Source organism: Priestia sp. TGN 0903, assembly GCF_050846855.1.
Taxonomy (GTDB): domain Bacteria; phylum Bacillota; class Bacilli; order Bacillales; family Bacillaceae_H; genus Priestia; species Priestia zanthoxyli.
Genome location: NZ_JBOZGL010000001.1, coordinates 1,094,526 through 1,110,023 on the forward strand (window position 1 = coordinate 1,094,526; position 15,498 = coordinate 1,110,023).

Here is a 15,498-nt window from a genome sequence, read left to right on the forward strand (position 1 = left end):
AATTTTTGCAACGCTTGTCTTTTCAAGAGGATTATAGCAGGTTCATTTATGATTTTTTTAAATTTATTGTAAATAATATATATTTTTTCAAAAAAGGTTCTTTATACCTTATATTTGTCGAGACATTCCCTTTTAAATATGCCCATGATTATATGTAAAATTTGTTAACGATAACGACTTGAATATTCGAGAATACTGTGCAGCATTTGACGTGTACTCTTTGATTCGTTTGCGCGTTCTTTATATTCAAGAGGACGACTAGGCGTTGACTTATTTTCTTCTTTATACTGAGAATTTTTGTGTTCTGACACGTTTTTTCACTTCCCTATCTCTATTTTATCCAGAGCAGCTCAAAGCTGCTCTTTTGTCTGTCACTCTTTTATTTGTTATGACGACTTGCTTTTGCTTTTTGAAGCTCATCTGTATGAATATCGTTTGATAAAATATTTTTATTCACATTATCAACAGGAGCTGCTGCACTGCTGCTGACTCCTTGGTTTGTGCTTTTATTTTGTTTACTCATTTCATCCACCTCCATGTGTAACGTCTATATTTTATGGAGTTATAAAAAGAAAATAAGAGGTAGTATTAGGAAAATGACTTTCTTTTCTTTTTGCTTGCATCCTCATATTGAATAAAAATAAAATCTCCATATTTAACAGAATGCACCAGAAATAAATGTTCATACTAAGAGTAGAAATTCTGCATATTCATTTTGAAAATATAGGAGGAACTAAGTGTGAGTACAAATAGAAACACACTATCCATTTTTGCTTTAGGGGGCATTAATGAAATAGGAAAAAATATGTATGCCGTTCAATATGATGATGACATCATTGTAATTGACTGTGGCTCTAAATTCCCTGACGAAAGTTTATTAGGAATTGATTTGATCATACCTGATATTACATACTTGCAAGAGAACCGAGAAAAAGTTCGAGCACTGGTTGTTACACATGGTCATGAAGATCATATCGGAGGTATTCCTTATCTTCTAAAACAGTTAAGCCTCCCCATTTATGCAACAAGCCTTACACTCGGATTAATCGATATTAAACTCCAGGAGCATCAATTATCTGCTGAGACGGAGCTTATTGAAATCAACGAAGAGTCAGAAATTACATTAGGCAATATTCCGCTTTCTTTTTTTAAAACGAATCACAGCATTCCAGATTGTCTTGGAATTGTCTTTCATACGCCTGAAGGAGCTGTTGTACATACGGGAGATTTTAAGTTTGATTTAACTCCTGTTAACGACCAATATCCAGATCTTCATAAAATGGCGAAAATCGGCAGTGAAGGTGTACTGGCTTTAATATCAGAAAGTACAAATGCTGAACGCCCCGGATTTACACCTTCAGAAAAGCTAGTTGGCAAACATATAGAAGAAGCTTTTCGTAAAGCAAAGCGAAAAGTGATTATTTCTACTTTCGCCTCGAATGTTAACCGCGTACAGCAAATTGTCGATGCAGCGATTAAAACGAACAGAAAGCTTGCGCTGCTAGGAAGAAGCATGGTTAACGTTGTATCAGTTGCCTTAGAGAAAGGATATTTAACCATTCCTGAAGGGATGCTGATTGAACCTTATGAAGTACATTCACTTGCGCCTGAACAAGTCGCTATTCTCTGCACTGGAAGCCAAGGCGAGCCGATGGCCGCTTTATCTAGATTAGCCAGCGGAAATCATCGACAAGTAGAGATTCTTCCTGAAGACACGGTCATTTTATCAGCAGGGCCTATTCCTGGCAATGAACGTAATATCTCTCGTATTGTCGACAGTCTTTTCACACTCGGGGCTCATGTGATTTACGGTTCAGGAAGCGCAACAGGCATGCACGTATCAGGACATGGCTATCAAGAAGAGCTAAAATTAATGGCTACATTGATGAAGCCAAAGTATTTTATCCCCATTCACGGTGAGTTTCGAATGCTTCATCACCACAGCTTATTAGCAGAATCCGTAGGGGTGGAAAAAGCGAACATTTTTATTATAAATAACGGTGATATTGTCGACATCAAGGGCGGAACAGCTGTTCAAACAAGAAAAATCTCTGCAGGCAATGTATATGTAGATGGGTTTGGCATTGGGGATGTTGGAAATGCGGTTTTACGTGACCGCAAACAGCTTTCAGAAGATGGCATGCTGGTTATTGTGATTACTTTAAATAAAACGGAAGGAAAAATTGTGTCGGGTCCAGATACAATTTCGCGAGGTTTTGTTTATACAAGAGACTCAGAGCAGCTATTAAAAGACGTTAATCGACAAGTGACTAAAATTGTAAATCAATTACAAAAAGCGCACGTTCACCAATGGAACATTATGAAAAAAGAAATTAAGACCACCCTTGGACAGTTCTTATATAACCAAACGAAAAGAAGACCTATGATTCTTCCCATCATTATCGAAGTTTAATCCCTCCAGCAAAAACTGCCTTAGTCCCCACTAAGGCAGTTTTTCCCTTATAAATCCGAAGCTTAACCTAAAGTTAGAAGTTGCCTTCTGTAGTTTATGAATAGGCACTGCTTTTATATGTATGGTTAAAAGTGTTAGGTGTATTTCTTCTTTTTTACCCCATTCTATAAGAGAGATATTTCACCGCAAATATCTTGTGAAAGTATCCTATCCTTGAGGTGATTATGATGAATGATAAAAATCATGTAGATCAGCATTCAGAACTATTCCGCCACAACTGGACGAGACCGAAGCGTTCAAAGTCCCAAGTAAATGGACATACAGAGATGTCTCAAACGAACATCATCTTGCGAAGTAATGCAAAAGCTCATCGTTGGTAAGGATACACTTCAACAAAAAAAAGACGCGAACGCGTCTTTTTTTGTTATTGGCCGTCTGCCCCGCTTTGAGTTATCTTGCGAATATGACCATCTTCATAATTATTTTCTCGTAGCGCTTTTGCTTTGTCATCTACTACTTGTTTTTGATCTACTTGTGAAGAAGGAGTCTGCTTGTTTTTTGGCATGATCATAACCACCTTTTATTTTGTAATTGTACAACGTGCATAGTGTCCCTCATAAAGATTAAATATATGTTAACTAGCGGCTTCTTCTTCTTTCCACTTATGGCGCAGTTTTAAAATAACAAGGCTTATAACAATTAAAAAGCCTAAGCTTGCAAAGAAACCTGGTCTGCTTGCAGATTCTAACAGCGTACCGCTTACTGCTAGCAGGATTAATAAGAGGCCAACAGCTTGTTTTACTTTATCCCAAACGGTTTGTTTAATTAAGCGATGAAACGAAATTAAAATAAAAAACCAGTTATAAATCAGCATCAGTCCAGCTGCTGTTGTAATGTACTCATAAATTTTCCCGGGCAATAGCAAGGAAAGGACAATAGAAATAACTAATCCCGCTGTTGTTAAAAGTAAAGCCGGTAAAGGAAACTGCAGCTTTTTCTGTTTTTGTTTTGAAAACAATGCAGGAGCATCTCCATCTTCTGAAAGAGTGACAATCATTGTTGTTACGGAAAAAAAAGACGCTGACATCGTTGAGAAACCCGCAATAATCATTGCTTCATTAAAAACATGAGGAAAAAATGGAAGATGATATGTTTCTAAAGCCTTTATAAATGGACTTTGATTTCCATGAAAATCATGAAATGGCACAATTAAAATAGCTAAACTCAGTGAAACAATATAAATAATTCCAAGAAGAATAAGCATACTTCTTCCCGCTTTCGGTGCGTCTTCTTTTTTTTCTAAACGAACCGTCATGATTCCCATGACTTCGATGCCGCCGAAAGCATAAAAGGCATAAAGCAAAGCGCCCCATAAACCTAAAAATCCATGAGGAAATACTTCACTTATCGTTCGCGGCACTCCTTGTTTGGCACCTTCGTCAAGAAATCCAAATAAAGCGAGACTAGCTAATACAATAAACATTAAAATAGCAGCCACTTTTGTGACAGCAAATACATTTTCCATTCGTTCAAAGCCTTTTGTCCCGATTAATACAACACTAATGCCTAAAACAGCATAAATAGAGGCAAAGACCCACAGTGGAATATCTTCAAACCAAAAACGTGTAAAAAGAGATAAAGCCGTGAGCTGACTCCCCATGATCAGCATCTCTGAACTCCAGTACACCCATCCGCTGCTAAATCCTGCCCATCTTCCATAAGCTTTTTTAGCATAGGAGCGAAACGAACCTTTTTGAGGATCTTGAGCACTCATTTTAGCAAGCGCCTCAAATACAATAAATGTGCATACTCCTGCCAGTAAAAAAGCAATTAAAACAGAGGGCCCGGCTGCTTTTATGGCAATACTTGATCCTAAAAAATAGCCTGTGCCGATTATGCATCCTACTCCGATTAAAGACAGCTGCCACCATTTTAATTTCCCTTCAACTTGACTTCCGCAGCCTATTTTCTTTTTCACTCTATCACTCCTCATACTTCGATGTAGTGTGTGATAGTTTGAAAAATTTATGCGTAAAAAGAAGCATCTTTTCTATTATTTTTCAACGTACTGAAAACACTTTAGATTCAGCACTTCTTTTAGCCTAATTGCTGTGCGGCTTGCCAGCCGAAATATAGGCCAAACCCTATTAAAGATAACCCCGATACAACGGACACGGCAGTTAAAAACGTCGCAGCTAAGTATCGTCGAAACGTGCTTGCTAAAGCTGCCATCGCAATATCCCAGGCCAGAATTCCCGTAAAAATAGCGCAGCTATGTAAGATAAGCTGTTCAGTTTCATATGTATTAGCCATTTTTGCTAAAACAGAGCCATAAATGCCAAGCCAAAAGAGAATTGTAAGCGGATTCGTTAATGACAGCAAAAAACCTGAGAAAAAACACTTTAACACAGAATCACCGTTTGTTTTTCTATGCTGTGTAATCCTCCCTGCACCCATTAGCCCCTCAACACCTGTATAAATTAATACAAAGCACCCAAACGAAAAAAGAAACGTTTTCATAAAATCGCTACTTAAAAAATGAACGGATCCAAAATAAACTACAAGCATATAAAGAGCGTCAACCGATGTTGCTCCTATACCTAAGAACCAAGCATGCAAAAAACCATTTTTAATTCCTTTATCAAGCTGAGCTGCATTGATTGGACCGATTGGCGCAGCTAATGATAGCCCTAATAATACATAGCTGAAAAAAGCCCCCACATACATCCACCCTCTATCACTTCTAAGATTTTATAAATTGAACTATGATAAATCTATGCAACCTGCTTAGCTTGTACTACGTAATTTTTATTTTATTTCTAAATACTTTTGTATAGCTACGAAAAACCAGCGCATGTTAACTGTAAATACTATACAGAAGGGTGAGAAGCATGAATTCATACACTCATATTAAAGAAGCATTACAATTAGCTGAACAGGCTGTTTATCAAGGGCAGATGAATTTGGATGCAGCCAATTTTCAAAAAGCTCAAATGCAGTTGAATATGGTTCAGCAGCAAATTAATGAACAAAAAGAAGCGGCGTCTGGTGATAAAGAATTAAATCGAATGGAAGAACACTTAAGACATTTACGCGAAGCACAGCAAGCTATTCAGCAAAATTTTTAATAAGAGTAATAAACATAACTGTTTTCTCACTTCCAGATAAACAAATCTGAAAAAGCTCTAAGAACACACTGCGTTCTTAGAGCTTTTAATCCTTTATCCTAAAAAAAGAAAGGAGAAAAACTCCCTTCTTTTTTTACATTAATTATACTTTTGCCGGAACTTTAACGCCCATGATCGCTTTTGGCTCTAGATATTCTTCAATACCAAATGCTCCCCACTCGCGTCCAATACCAGATTGTTTGAATCCGCCGAATGGTGCAGCTCTGTCTTGCTCAGCATCGTTGACGATGATTTGACCAGCTCTAATATTTTTAGCAACATAGTCAAGTGTTTCTTGGTCTTTTCCGACCGCATAGCCTGCAAGTCCATAAACTGTATCATTTGCGATTTCAAGAGCTTGTTCTAAGTCATCATACGTAATAATAGTTGTGACAGGTCCAAAGATTTCTTCTTGTGCAATAACCATATCATTTGAAACGTCAGTAAAGACTGTAGGTTTAACAAAGTATCCTGTCTCTAAGCCGTCCGGTTTGCCCGTTCCGCCAGTAAGAAGCTTTGCACCTTCATCCATTCCTTTTTTAATATAATCCTGTACGCGATCCCACTGTTTTTCCGCTACGAGCGGTCCAGTTACGTTGTCTTTATCTAACGGATCACCAACTGGGAATGATGGTAGAACCTTTTTCACTGCTTCTTCAAATTTTTCTTTCATAGAGGCAGGAATGATAATGCGCGTTGCTGCCGTACATACTTGTCCTGTATTCATTGCAATGTGTGAAACTGCTATTTTAGCCGCTTCTTCTACATCCGCATCCTCTAATACAACTAGCGGTGATTTCCCGCCTAGCTCAAGCGCTACTTTTTTGATTGTTTTAGCAGCGTTTTGCATAATTTTCTCGCCTACAGCACCTGACCCTGTAAATGATACAAAATCAATGTCCGGGTGAGAACTAATACCGTCACCGATTGTGCTTCCCGTTCCGTTTACAAGGTTAAAGGCACCTTTTGGCACACCAGCTTCATCAATGATTTCTGCTAATATCATCGCTGCATACGGTGTAAGTTCTGATGGTTTTAATACCATTGGACTTCCTGCTGCGATAGCTCCCGCAATTTTAGTAGACGTTTGATTTGTTGGGAAGTTCCATGGTGTAATAAGTCCGCTTACTCCAATAGACTCTTTTACGACCTTGTAGCTTCCATGATCTTTTTCAAATGTGTAATCTTCAAGCGCATTAGCTGCTTCTTTAAAGTGGCTAAGCCCCATTTCATAGTGAACTTCTTCTGAAATCTTTAAAGGAGCGCCAAGCTCTTCAGTCATAACTTCAATAAGTTCCTGTTTACGCTTTTCATATCCTTTTGCAATATTGCGAAGCATTTTAATTCGCTCTTCTTTTGTTGTTTTTGAAAATGTGGGAAGAGCTGCTTTAGCTGCTGCCACGGCTTTATCTAGATCTTCTTTTGTACCTAAGCTAATTTTACCAATTGATTTTTCAGTAGCAGGATTGATCACATCTGACGTTTCGCTTCCTGTTGATTCAACCCATTCTCCGTTAATAAAGTGCTTTAAGTTTGTACGCATTGATTTGATCTCTCCTTTTAGTTTGTTACTTTTAGTTTGTTAATTATTGAACTATGTCATCTAGTTTTTATCTACCCGCCTGTCTGCTTCTCAAACACCACTGGTATTATTTTTTGTTTCTTCCACAGCCTTATCCCTTTTCCAATCGGCTTTTTGCAGCTGAAATTTTTTTCCTCTGCAGCTTTTTAGTTCTTTATAACAAACAGAGATTGAGTCATAACGAAATCAATCCCATCTAAAGATAAACAAATGGGATAAAGGACTTAGTATGGGTTATTTGTTATTCCGCTGTTGATTTCCCTGCAAGCCTTTTCTTTCTGCGTGCGGTCGATTAGCCTCCTCATCGCTTACGCTTCTGCTTGGTCTCACTAAATGAAACTCATATTCACCATAACCACAAAAAAATCCGAACGAGTTTGATTCTCCATCAAGAATCTCGATTACTCGTTCGGATCTTCCTTCAACTAAAACACTTTTGTTCCAGCTTCTTTTTTATTAACGTACTTCTTGTAAACGATGTACTGCTCTGCTTTCAATTAACGGTTCTGTTTGCTGTCTGTATTGTTGATAGTGAGGTGTTTCAATGTGAGCTTCAACATCTTCTTTGCTTTTCCATTTCTCATAAAAAACAAATGTGCCTGCTTTGTCTGTATCCTGGTGGAGAATGTATTGAATACATCCTTTTTCTTCTCTTGATGGTTCAATAACTTTTACTAACTCTGATCGAAGCTCTTCTTCTTTTCCTGGCTTGGCTTGTAAAATGGCGTTAATAATAACTTCTGACATCGTTTTTCCTCATTTCTTTTAAAAAATAGTCTCCATAAAAAACTTCCCTCTTTTTGTATTCATTACACTGACCATCATATTTTTTGTATGATGATGGATCTCTCTAGTCCAAAACAGCAAAACATACACATTATCTACGGCGGTCTTTGTTGATGCTGTTAATAAAAAAGCCTGTAGGACTACAGGCTTTTTTACATCTTAGTTTAATAATTGTTTCACGACTGCTTTTGCTACACTGATTGTTGACTGAGGATTTTGACCTGTTATTAGGTTGCCATCTGCTTGTACATTATCTGTCCAGTTTGGAGCAGTTACTACATTTGCACCAAGTTCACGCAGACGTGTTTCCAAAAGAAACGGCATGAAGCGGTCCAATGTTGTTTCACGTTCTTCATCATCTGTAAACGCAGCAACATCTTTTCCTTCCACCAACGGCTTTTCATCTGATAATGTAACACCTACTAAGCCTGCGGGTCCATGGCATACAGCGGCTACTACTTTGTCTCCTTCGTATAGTTCACGAATTAAAGCGTGAAGCGTTTGATTATCTGGCAGATCAAACATTGTGCCATGACCGCCTGGTAAGAAAACAGCATCAAATTTAGCACTGTCTGTAATTGTATCAAGTTTTAGGGTATTCTCTAGATGCTTAGCTGTATTTAAGATTTCTTGAGAAGTCTCTCCTTCAAGGCTGCGAGCATCCACCGGCGCTTTCCCTCCTAGAGGACTTGCTACAGTAATCGTAAATCCAGCTTTTTCAAACTCTACGTACGCTTCACCAAATTCTGAAAGCCAAAGGCCTGTTGGATGATTTTCTTTCATTTTGTCAGCCGTTGTTACGACCATTAATATATGTTTAGACATAGTAACGTCCTCCTGTAAATAAAGATAGTATTTTCTGTTTCCGCCTTACACACCATATTGTAAGAGAGGAATAACTATAATACAAATTAGAAAATATCTGCTTATCCATAAATATTTTTATAGATACTGTGAACGTCTTTGTTAATAAAGCATCTGTGAAAGAAACAATCATCTAACACCTGAACTTATTTTTTTATACACTCAAAAAAACCGCCCTTTTGAGTAAGCGCGGTTTTTTCCAGAAAAGCATAGAATCTATTTTTTATGTTAAAGAGCAGATTGAGCGTTCATTTGTTTCACGTTCTTTTCTCCCGTTTTTTTAAGACTCATCATAAAAATAAACGAAATACAGTACAGCCCTGCCAAGTACGTCATCGCTACCGTCATATCATAGCTTTGCAAAAGATAGCCGACAAGAATGGGTGACAACCCTCCGAGCGCTCTCCCGAAGTTAAAAATAGTGTTCGTTGCAGTACTGCGAACTTCTACCGAATAGTGACTGCTGATCAAGGCTCCGTATCCTGCGAACATTCCGTTTGAGAAAAATCCGACAACAGCTCCTCCTATAAGCAGCCCTGCACTTCCTTCGGCATACGAGTATAAAAATACCGCACACGCTGAAGCGAGAAGAAAAATTCCAAAAGTACGTTTCGAACCAAAACGATCCATAAATTGACCAAATGTTAGCATGCCTATAATCATTCCAACGGCTGTACTGATTGTCCAAAGAGCTGAACTTGAAACAGAGAGTCCTTGTGATTGCTGAAGCATAGACGGAAGCCATATCATGAGTCCGTTATAGCCTGCAATTTGAACGGTAGCCATCACTGCCAGAGAAATAGTCGTCATCGCCGTCTTAGGCGTAGCAAATAGTTGACGTAGCTTGCCATTATTTTTAACAACGGCTGTTTTCTCTTTTTGAGCTTTTAACCACTCAGGAGATTCGTTTAAATTTTTTCGTACGATAAAAGCAAAAATGACGGGGATAATTCCGACAAAAAACAGCGCTCTCCATCCGAAAATCGGCAGGATCAGAGAACTTAAAAGCGCCGCAAGAATAACTCCAAATTGTGCGCCAATACTAACATAAGATGAAGCTCTTCCTTGCTTATGTTTCGGCCACGCTTCTGCAACAAGAGCCATACCGATTCCGTACTCTCCTCCAGCCCCAATTCCGGCAATAAATCGTGAAGCATACACTTGTTCAACATTTGCTGCAAAACCTGTTAATGCCGTTCCGACTGCAAATAGAAGAACCGTGTAGGTAAAAACCCGCACTCTTCCAAATTTATCTGCTAAAATTCCGAAGATGACTCCGCCTATCAGCATTCCTATATTCGTAATAGAAGAAATAAGTCCACCCGTTGCTAAATCAATGTGAAATTCAGCGATAATCATTGACATAGCAAACGAGATAAACATAATGTCCATCCCTTCTAACGTCAAACCTGCTACTGATGCTACAACTGTCTTGTTACGATAATTCATGTTGTTCCACCCTCCACTGTATTCTTTCTGTATCAACGCTCTTTCTTTTTTGAAGGAATGGATAAAATAACATATGTCCATTCTCTTTTGAAGCCTCTCTGGACTTCGTTTAAAAGAGGTACGCAACGCATAAAAGCCCTTTTGTCGCAGAGGGCAAAAGGGCACAGATAGGCATAGAAGCAGTAAATAAGTGATCCGTCCTTTTCGGCCTCTCTGGACCGTCTTAAAGGCAATTATTATATTAATCATTATGTTAACACGCCGCACAAAAGCTTTCAATAAGAAAAATATCTTTTTTAAAGCAGCTATGTGCATCTCTCACTTTTTACGTTCATACTATTTTGTCCATTATTTTTAAATATGGTTAAAACCAAAACCTAACGTATCATGTTCAAAGCCTTTTTTCGGTGCACCTATCGTTCCATACACACAAACGCTAATCCATTCGTCGCTTGATCCTGAGAACTCAATTTTTCCGCGCACAATTGAAAATGTGAGTCCTACCGTCCGTAAAATATCACCTAGCTGCAGCGTTCCTCGACTAACTCCTTGAATAGCTTCAAGTATAGCATGATAAAGAGCGTGGACTTCCCGGTACGACTGGGCATTAATAATGTTGTTTGTCTTGGCGCTCGTTTCAATTGCGGCCACAACTTTAGACAGCTCCATCGCTCCGACTTTTCCAACTGTATAGCTATATCCTCTCTCATTGATTTCCTTTTCAATACCTTCAGCTAGTTCCGTATTATGTAAAAGAACGAGTAAAGATGTTAATCTTCCCATTGAAAAATCATTAACTTGTTGAAATTTATTGCTCAACTGTCATTCCCTCCCTTCTATCCCCTTATTATTTTAACAGACGGTACCTAAAAGGGTGCTGATTATTCAACGAACGAGCGCTCACTTAAAGGGTCAGAGAATCTATGTGTACTGTCCACCACTGTTACGAAGTAGAACTTGCAACAAGTAACTCACCTTTTAGTAAGCGCTTACTTTATTGTCAAGGAAGAAATCATTTTTCTCTACTTACGTTAAGACAAGCTGTGATTCAACTTTTAACTTTCCCAGCATCTCTCTCGTCATTTTTTCTAGGTTATATTCTGCTTTAAATCCCCACTCTTCTTTCGCACAGCTGGAATCTATATGGTTGGGCCAGCTTTCAGCAATTGCTTGTCGAACAGGATCTACTTGGTAATTCAGCACAAATTCCGGAATTGTTTTTCTGATTTCAGCTGCCATTTGTTCTGGATCAAAGCTCATGGCAGAAACGTTAAATGAATTTCGATGCTTCAGCTTAGAACCGTCTGCTTCCATTAGTTGGATGACAGCGTTTAGTGCGTCAGGCATATACATCATATCCATATAGGTTCCTTTGTCGATATAAGACGTATAGCGCTTATGTTTAACGGCTTCATAATAAATTTCAACAGCGTAGTCCGTTGTCCCTCCACCTGGAGGCGTTACGTATGAAATTAAGCCTGGAAAACGTAGCCCTCGTGTATCTACTCCGAATTTATGGTGATAGTAATCGCAAAGTAATTCACCCGCTACTTTATTAACACCATACATCGTGGTAGGACGTTGAATTGTATCCTGCGGCGTCCAGTCTTTTGGAGTCGTTGGACCAAATGCACCAATTGAACTTGGAGTAAAAAATTGGCACTTCAGCTCTCGAGCTACTTCGAGCGCGTTTACTAATCCGCCCATATTTAGATTCCAAGCTAGAAGCGGCTTTTGCTCGGCTGTCGCTGATAACAGCGCAGCCAAGTGAATGACCGTATCGACTTTATGCTTTTCGGCGATCGTAAATAACGCAGTCTGATCCGTTACGTCTAAAATCTCGAATGGACCTGAAGTCACAACATCGCTCGTCGTCTTGCGAATATCAGTGGCAATAATATTTTCTGAACCATATATCTCTCTCATTTTCATTGTTAATTCAGAACCGATTTGTCCTAGAGACCCCGTTATTAATACTTTTTTCATCTCAATATCCTCCTCATGTACTGCTTAGATTCAACGTTTAGATTAATTTCATTTCCTTGCCTACTTTTTTGTAGATACGAAGTGCTTCATCTAACATTTCTTTTGTATGAGCAGCCGTTGGCATATTGCGAACGCGTCCTGTTCCTCTTGGAACGGTAGGGAAAACAATTGATTTAGCGTATACCCCTTCTTCTATTAATCTCTCACTAAAAATCTGCGTTTGATTTTCATCTCCTATAATGCACGGAGTAATAGGTGTTTCACTTTCGCCGGTATCAAAGCCCAGCTCTTTTAATCCTTGCTTTAAATAACGGCTGTTTTCCCACATTTGATCCTGCAGCTCTGTACTTGTGCTTAGAATTTCAATCGCTTTAATACAAGCAGCAGCCGTGCCTGGTGTAATAGCAGTTGAGAATAAAAACGGGCGGCTTCGTACTTTCAACCAGTCAATTAAGTCTTTTTTTCCAGCTACGTATCCGCCTACAGCTCCAATCGCTTTTGACAATGTTCCAATTTGGAAGTCTACTTTTTCAGATAAGCCAAAATGTTTGACTGTGCCCATGCCGTTACCTAATACGCCCGATCCGTGAGCATCATCTACGTATGTGATTAAATCAAATTCCTGTGCGATTTCTACAATTTCCGGAAGCTTAGCAATGTCTCCATCCATTGAGAATACACCGTCGGTAATTACCATTATTTTATTATAGGCACCGGACTTTTGTGCTTCGCCTGCTTTTGCACGAAGATCTTCCATATCCGAATGCTTGTAAGGAATAATTTTTGCTTTTGACAATCGGCATCCGTCAATAATTGAAGCGTGATTCAGCTCATCTGATAAAATCGCGTCATGTTTATCCATAACCGCAGAGATAGCTGCCATATTGCAGTTAAAGCCAGATTGGTAAGCTATAGCTGCTTCCGTATGCTTAAACTCGGCAAGCTTTTCCTCTAGCTCAATATGAATATCTAGAGTTCCATTAATTGTCCGGACAGCTCCAGCCCCCACTCCATATTTTTCAGTCGCTTTGTTGCACGCACTAATAAGCCTTTCGTCTGTAGCAAGCCCCAAATAGTTGTTGGAAGATAAATTAATTAGTTGTTTCCCCTCAATTTGAATAACAGGCCCGTTTGGTCCCTCTACCGGATTGATAACGTTGTACAGCCCTTTATCTTTTAAGTCTTCTAAATTATTATTCAAGAATTCTTTTAAACCTCTACTTGTCATCTTCCATACCTCCTCATTGTTGTTCAACACGTCTTATAAACTTCTCTTTTCCCCATTAAAAGATTAATCTAAGCACTTACAGTATATGAGTTAAAATTCAAGTGTGTTCCTGAGAAAGACAAATGTTTCTTTTGAAAGCGCTTAAAATTCAATACTTATAGAATTTATAATAATCAACAACCAAGTAAATGTCCATACTAAAAAAACAAAAAATAAGAAATTTTCGGCAATAATAAAAATCCGTCCTTCTGTTAACGATTTTTCCCGAACGTTATTAGACAATATCTTTTTTCTTTTCTCTCTTTGATAATTCTTTTAAAAAAAAGACTGATACATAACTAATTCAACAGCTAAAAGTACCTACATTCACCTACCAATAAAAAAATCCGAACGAGTTTGGTCCTTAATCAGACTCGTTCGGATTGTCCTTCAATTAAAATACTTTTATAACAGTCTCTTCCGTTACTTTTGCACAGATACATTCTTTATTTTTTCATGTCTTGTTTTTACTAGAAAGCATGAAACAACAAAGCTTAGTAAGGCTGCTAAAAACGTTCCGCTGTAAATAATGTGAACACCTGATGCAAGAATTTCATGCAGCTTTGACAGTTCTTCTGGTGGTACCCCGCCTGTCTCAAACGAAGCATTCAAATTTTCTTGCCCTAATTTCTTTGCTTGTGAAAGCGTCACTAAGTTAAAAATTGTACCAAACACTGCGGAACCTAGCGTTTGACTAAATGTATTTGTAAACGTATTAAGAGCCACCGCTACTCCTCTTTTGCTAGCTGGAACCGCTGATTGAATAACTAGCATAAAAATAGGCGTAATAATACCCATTCCTAACCCAAGGACCCCAACGGCTACATAAATTAAAAATACGGGTGAGTGGGTGGAGACTAAAAACAGCATAAAACATGCTGTACTTACGATTGCCGTGCCCAGCGTAAGAATGGAGTGCGTTTTAAGACGCCCCACTAAATTCCCTGAAAGCAGTGAACCAATCGTCCAGCATACTGGCATAGGCATTAGTACAAAACCTGCAGCAGTTGCACTTTTCCCCAGCACCCCTTGACTCCAAATTGGAAGGTAGACCGTAATACTAATAACTACTGATCCGACAAGAAGTGTTAATAAGTTTATAACAGATACACTTCGAATGGAAAACAGTTCAAGCGGGATAAGAGGTTCGGGCGATTTCTTTTCGATATAAATAAAGCCAATGAATGTCAGAACAGCTAGAACAAATAATCCTATAATGGTTGGATCTCCCCAGTTTTGATGCTGACTTCCGGTTAAAAGCGCGTATAAAAATGCAATGGTTCCCACTGAAAACGTCACCGCTCCAATGTAATCGATATAGCGTTTTTCTTTTACCACTTCTTCTTTATAGTTTACTAAAAGAACAATAAAAGCCATTAGTCCAAACGGTATATTTAAAAAGAAAATATAGCGCCAAGACAGCGTATCGACTAAAAATCCCCCAAGAAGAGGACCGAGAACTCCAGCAACTCCCCAAACTGCGCTAATCCATCCTTGCGCTTTGGCTCTTTCTTTTGCTTCTTCATACAAGTCGCCAATAATAATCATTGTAAGCGGCATAACGACCCCGGCGCCTAGCCCTTGGATTGCTCTATAGACAATTAATTGCTGCATCGAAAAGCTAAGTCCGCAAAGTATCGATCCGATTAAAAAAATAATAATTCCAACAAGCATAACTTTTTTGCGGCCGAATAAATCTGCTAACTTTCCGTATATAGGTGTAGATACAGCGGTTGTCAGCATATAAATGGCATACACCCAGCTAACTAGCTCAATGCCCGACAAATCACTTGTAATTCTTGGAACAGCCGTACTGACAATGGTTCCTTCCATTGCAGCTAAAACAGTGACAAGCAGCAGCGCTGTCATGATTCGTTTCCTCATTTTTTTCTCTCCTTACAACTGCGGGCATACCGTGTTTTTTTCTTGCAGAAGATAAAAGCGGTTTCAATATACGGATACCCTTTTAGCCTTTATATGTATG

The 15,498-nt window shown here is 38.7% G+C and carries 16 protein-coding genes; 3 read left to right on the forward strand and 13 right to left on the reverse strand.

Annotated elements, in window-relative coordinates; all coding sequences use genetic code 11:
* Positions 1-164: 164 nt before the first annotated feature.
* Both ACRPLY_RS05630 and ACRPLY_RS05635 read right to left on the reverse strand, forming a co-directional pair.
* Positions 165-311, reverse strand: coding sequence for a hypothetical protein (locus ACRPLY_RS05630; RefSeq protein ID WP_432231649.1), 147 nt, complete (start codon positions 309-311; stop codon positions 165-167).
* 68 nt (positions 312-379) lie between these two features.
* Entirely contained in the window at positions 380-523 is a 144-nt protein-coding gene (locus ACRPLY_RS05635; RefSeq protein ID WP_165635728.1) for a hypothetical protein, read from the reverse strand.
* Between the two features lie 216 nt (positions 524-739).
* Here ACRPLY_RS05635 and ACRPLY_RS05640 point away from each other — a divergent pair, with 216 nt between their 5' ends.
* On the forward strand, positions 740-2,413 hold the full coding sequence (locus ACRPLY_RS05640; RefSeq protein ID WP_034266664.1) for a ribonuclease J: 1,674 nt from the start codon (positions 740-742) through the stop codon (positions 2,411-2,413).
* Between the two features lie 227 nt (positions 2,414-2,640).
* Entirely contained in the window at positions 2,641-2,793 is a 153-nt protein-coding gene (locus ACRPLY_RS05645; RefSeq protein ID WP_014460817.1) for a YpzG family protein, read from the forward strand.
* Between the two features lie 44 nt (positions 2,794-2,837).
* Here the strand turns inward: ACRPLY_RS05645 and ACRPLY_RS05650 are convergent, their stop codons facing one another.
* From ACRPLY_RS05650 to ACRPLY_RS05660, 3 genes are all read right to left on the reverse strand, one after another.
* Positions 2,838-2,978, reverse strand: a complete 141-nt coding sequence (locus ACRPLY_RS05650) for a hypothetical protein (RefSeq protein ID WP_013082476.1) — start codon at positions 2,976-2,978, stop codon at positions 2,838-2,840.
* 69 nt (positions 2,979-3,047) lie between these two features.
* The gene (locus ACRPLY_RS05655; RefSeq protein ID WP_432231650.1) at positions 3,048-4,391 is read right to left on the reverse strand and encodes an amino acid permease; all 1,344 of its coding nucleotides are present in this window, start codon (positions 4,389-4,391) and stop codon (positions 3,048-3,050) included.
* 119 nt (positions 4,392-4,510) lie between these two features.
* Positions 4,511-5,134, reverse strand: coding sequence for a LysE family transporter (locus tag ACRPLY_RS05660; protein WP_432231651.1), 624 nt, complete (start codon positions 5,132-5,134; stop codon positions 4,511-4,513).
* A gap of 170 nt (positions 5,135-5,304) precedes the next feature.
* Between ACRPLY_RS05660 and ACRPLY_RS05665 the strand changes: the two genes are divergently transcribed.
* Complete coding sequence (locus tag ACRPLY_RS05665; RefSeq protein WP_033578506.1) at positions 5,305-5,541, forward strand: hypothetical protein; 237 nt, start codon at positions 5,305-5,307, stop codon at positions 5,539-5,541.
* A 142-nt stretch (positions 5,542-5,683) separates the two neighbouring features.
* On the opposite strand, the gene ACRPLY_RS05670 is transcribed toward ACRPLY_RS05665, so the two are convergent.
* The 8 genes from ACRPLY_RS05670 to ACRPLY_RS05705 form a co-directional block, all read right to left on the reverse strand.
* A complete protein-coding gene (locus ACRPLY_RS05670; RefSeq protein WP_432231652.1) occupies positions 5,684-7,123 on the reverse strand; it encodes an aldehyde dehydrogenase family protein in 1,440 nt (479 codons plus the stop codon).
* Between the two features lie 495 nt (positions 7,124-7,618).
* Positions 7,619-7,909 (reverse strand): putative quinol monooxygenase, encoded by a 291-nt coding sequence (locus tag ACRPLY_RS05675; protein WP_098627159.1) that lies wholly within the window; start codon positions 7,907-7,909, stop codon positions 7,619-7,621.
* 198 nt (positions 7,910-8,107) lie between these two features.
* The gene (locus ACRPLY_RS05680; protein WP_028413948.1) at positions 8,108-8,773 is read right to left on the reverse strand and encodes a type 1 glutamine amidotransferase domain-containing protein; all 666 of its coding nucleotides are present in this window, start codon (positions 8,771-8,773) and stop codon (positions 8,108-8,110) included.
* Positions 8,774-9,040: 267 nt separating this feature from the next.
* On the reverse strand, positions 9,041-10,261 hold the full coding sequence (locus ACRPLY_RS05685; protein WP_049163753.1) for an MFS transporter: 1,221 nt from the start codon (positions 10,259-10,261) through the stop codon (positions 9,041-9,043).
* Positions 10,262-10,615: 354 nt separating this feature from the next.
* Positions 10,616-11,080 carry a hut operon transcriptional regulator HutP gene (gene hutP, locus ACRPLY_RS05690; protein ID WP_028413950.1) on the reverse strand — a complete coding sequence of 155 codons (465 nt, stop codon included), beginning with the start codon at positions 11,078-11,080 and terminating at the stop codon, positions 10,616-10,618.
* Between the two features lie 207 nt (positions 11,081-11,287).
* Positions 11,288-12,247 (reverse strand): L-threonine 3-dehydrogenase, encoded by a 960-nt coding sequence (locus ACRPLY_RS05695; protein WP_034266646.1) that lies wholly within the window; start codon positions 12,245-12,247, stop codon positions 11,288-11,290.
* A gap of 37 nt (positions 12,248-12,284) precedes the next feature.
* Positions 12,285-13,475, reverse strand: coding sequence for a glycine C-acetyltransferase (locus ACRPLY_RS05700; RefSeq protein ID WP_098113424.1), 1,191 nt, complete (start codon positions 13,473-13,475; stop codon positions 12,285-12,287).
* A gap of 462 nt (positions 13,476-13,937) precedes the next feature.
* Positions 13,938-15,398 carry an MDR family MFS transporter gene (locus ACRPLY_RS05705; protein ID WP_098113425.1) on the reverse strand — a complete coding sequence of 487 codons (1,461 nt, stop codon included), beginning with the start codon at positions 15,396-15,398 and terminating at the stop codon, positions 13,938-13,940.
* Positions 15,399-15,498: the final 100 nt, after the last annotated feature.

Excerpts from the sequence above, each read along its gene's own strand:
- ACRPLY_RS05635 (WP_165635728.1), bottom strand. The coding sequence starts at position 523 with ATGAGTAAACAAAATAAAAGCACAAACCAAGGAGTCAGCAGCAGTGCA.
- ACRPLY_RS05645 (WP_014460817.1), top strand. The coding sequence starts at position 2,641 with ATGAATGATAAAAATCATGTAGATCAGCATTCAGAACTATTCCGCCAC.
- ACRPLY_RS05650 (WP_013082476.1), bottom strand. The coding sequence starts at position 2,978 with ATGCCAAAAAACAAGCAGACTCCTTCTTCACAAGTAGATCAAAAACAA.
- ACRPLY_RS05665 (WP_033578506.1), top strand. The coding sequence starts at position 5,305 with ATGAATTCATACACTCATATTAAAGAAGCATTACAATTAGCTGAACAG.
- ACRPLY_RS05670 (WP_432231652.1), bottom strand. The coding sequence starts at position 7,123 with ATGCGTACAAACTTAAAGCACTTTATTAACGGAGAATGGGTTGAATCA.
- ACRPLY_RS05675 (WP_098627159.1), bottom strand. The coding sequence starts at position 7,909 with ATGTCAGAAGTTATTATTAACGCCATTTTACAAGCCAAGCCAGGAAAA.
- ACRPLY_RS05680 (WP_028413948.1), bottom strand. The coding sequence starts at position 8,773 with ATGTCTAAACATATATTAATGGTCGTAACAACGGCTGACAAAATGAAA.
- ACRPLY_RS05685 (WP_049163753.1), bottom strand. The coding sequence starts at position 10,261 with ATGAATTATCGTAACAAGACAGTTGTAGCATCAGTAGCAGGTTTGACG.
- ACRPLY_RS05695 (WP_034266646.1), bottom strand. The coding sequence starts at position 12,247 with ATGAAAAAAGTATTAATAACGGGGTCTCTAGGACAAATCGGTTCTGAA.
- ACRPLY_RS05700 (WP_098113424.1), bottom strand. The coding sequence starts at position 13,475 with ATGACAAGTAGAGGTTTAAAAGAATTCTTGAATAATAATTTAGAAGAC.
- ACRPLY_RS05705 (WP_098113425.1), bottom strand. The coding sequence starts at position 15,398 with ATGAGGAAACGAATCATGACAGCGCTGCTGCTTGTCACTGTTTTAGCT.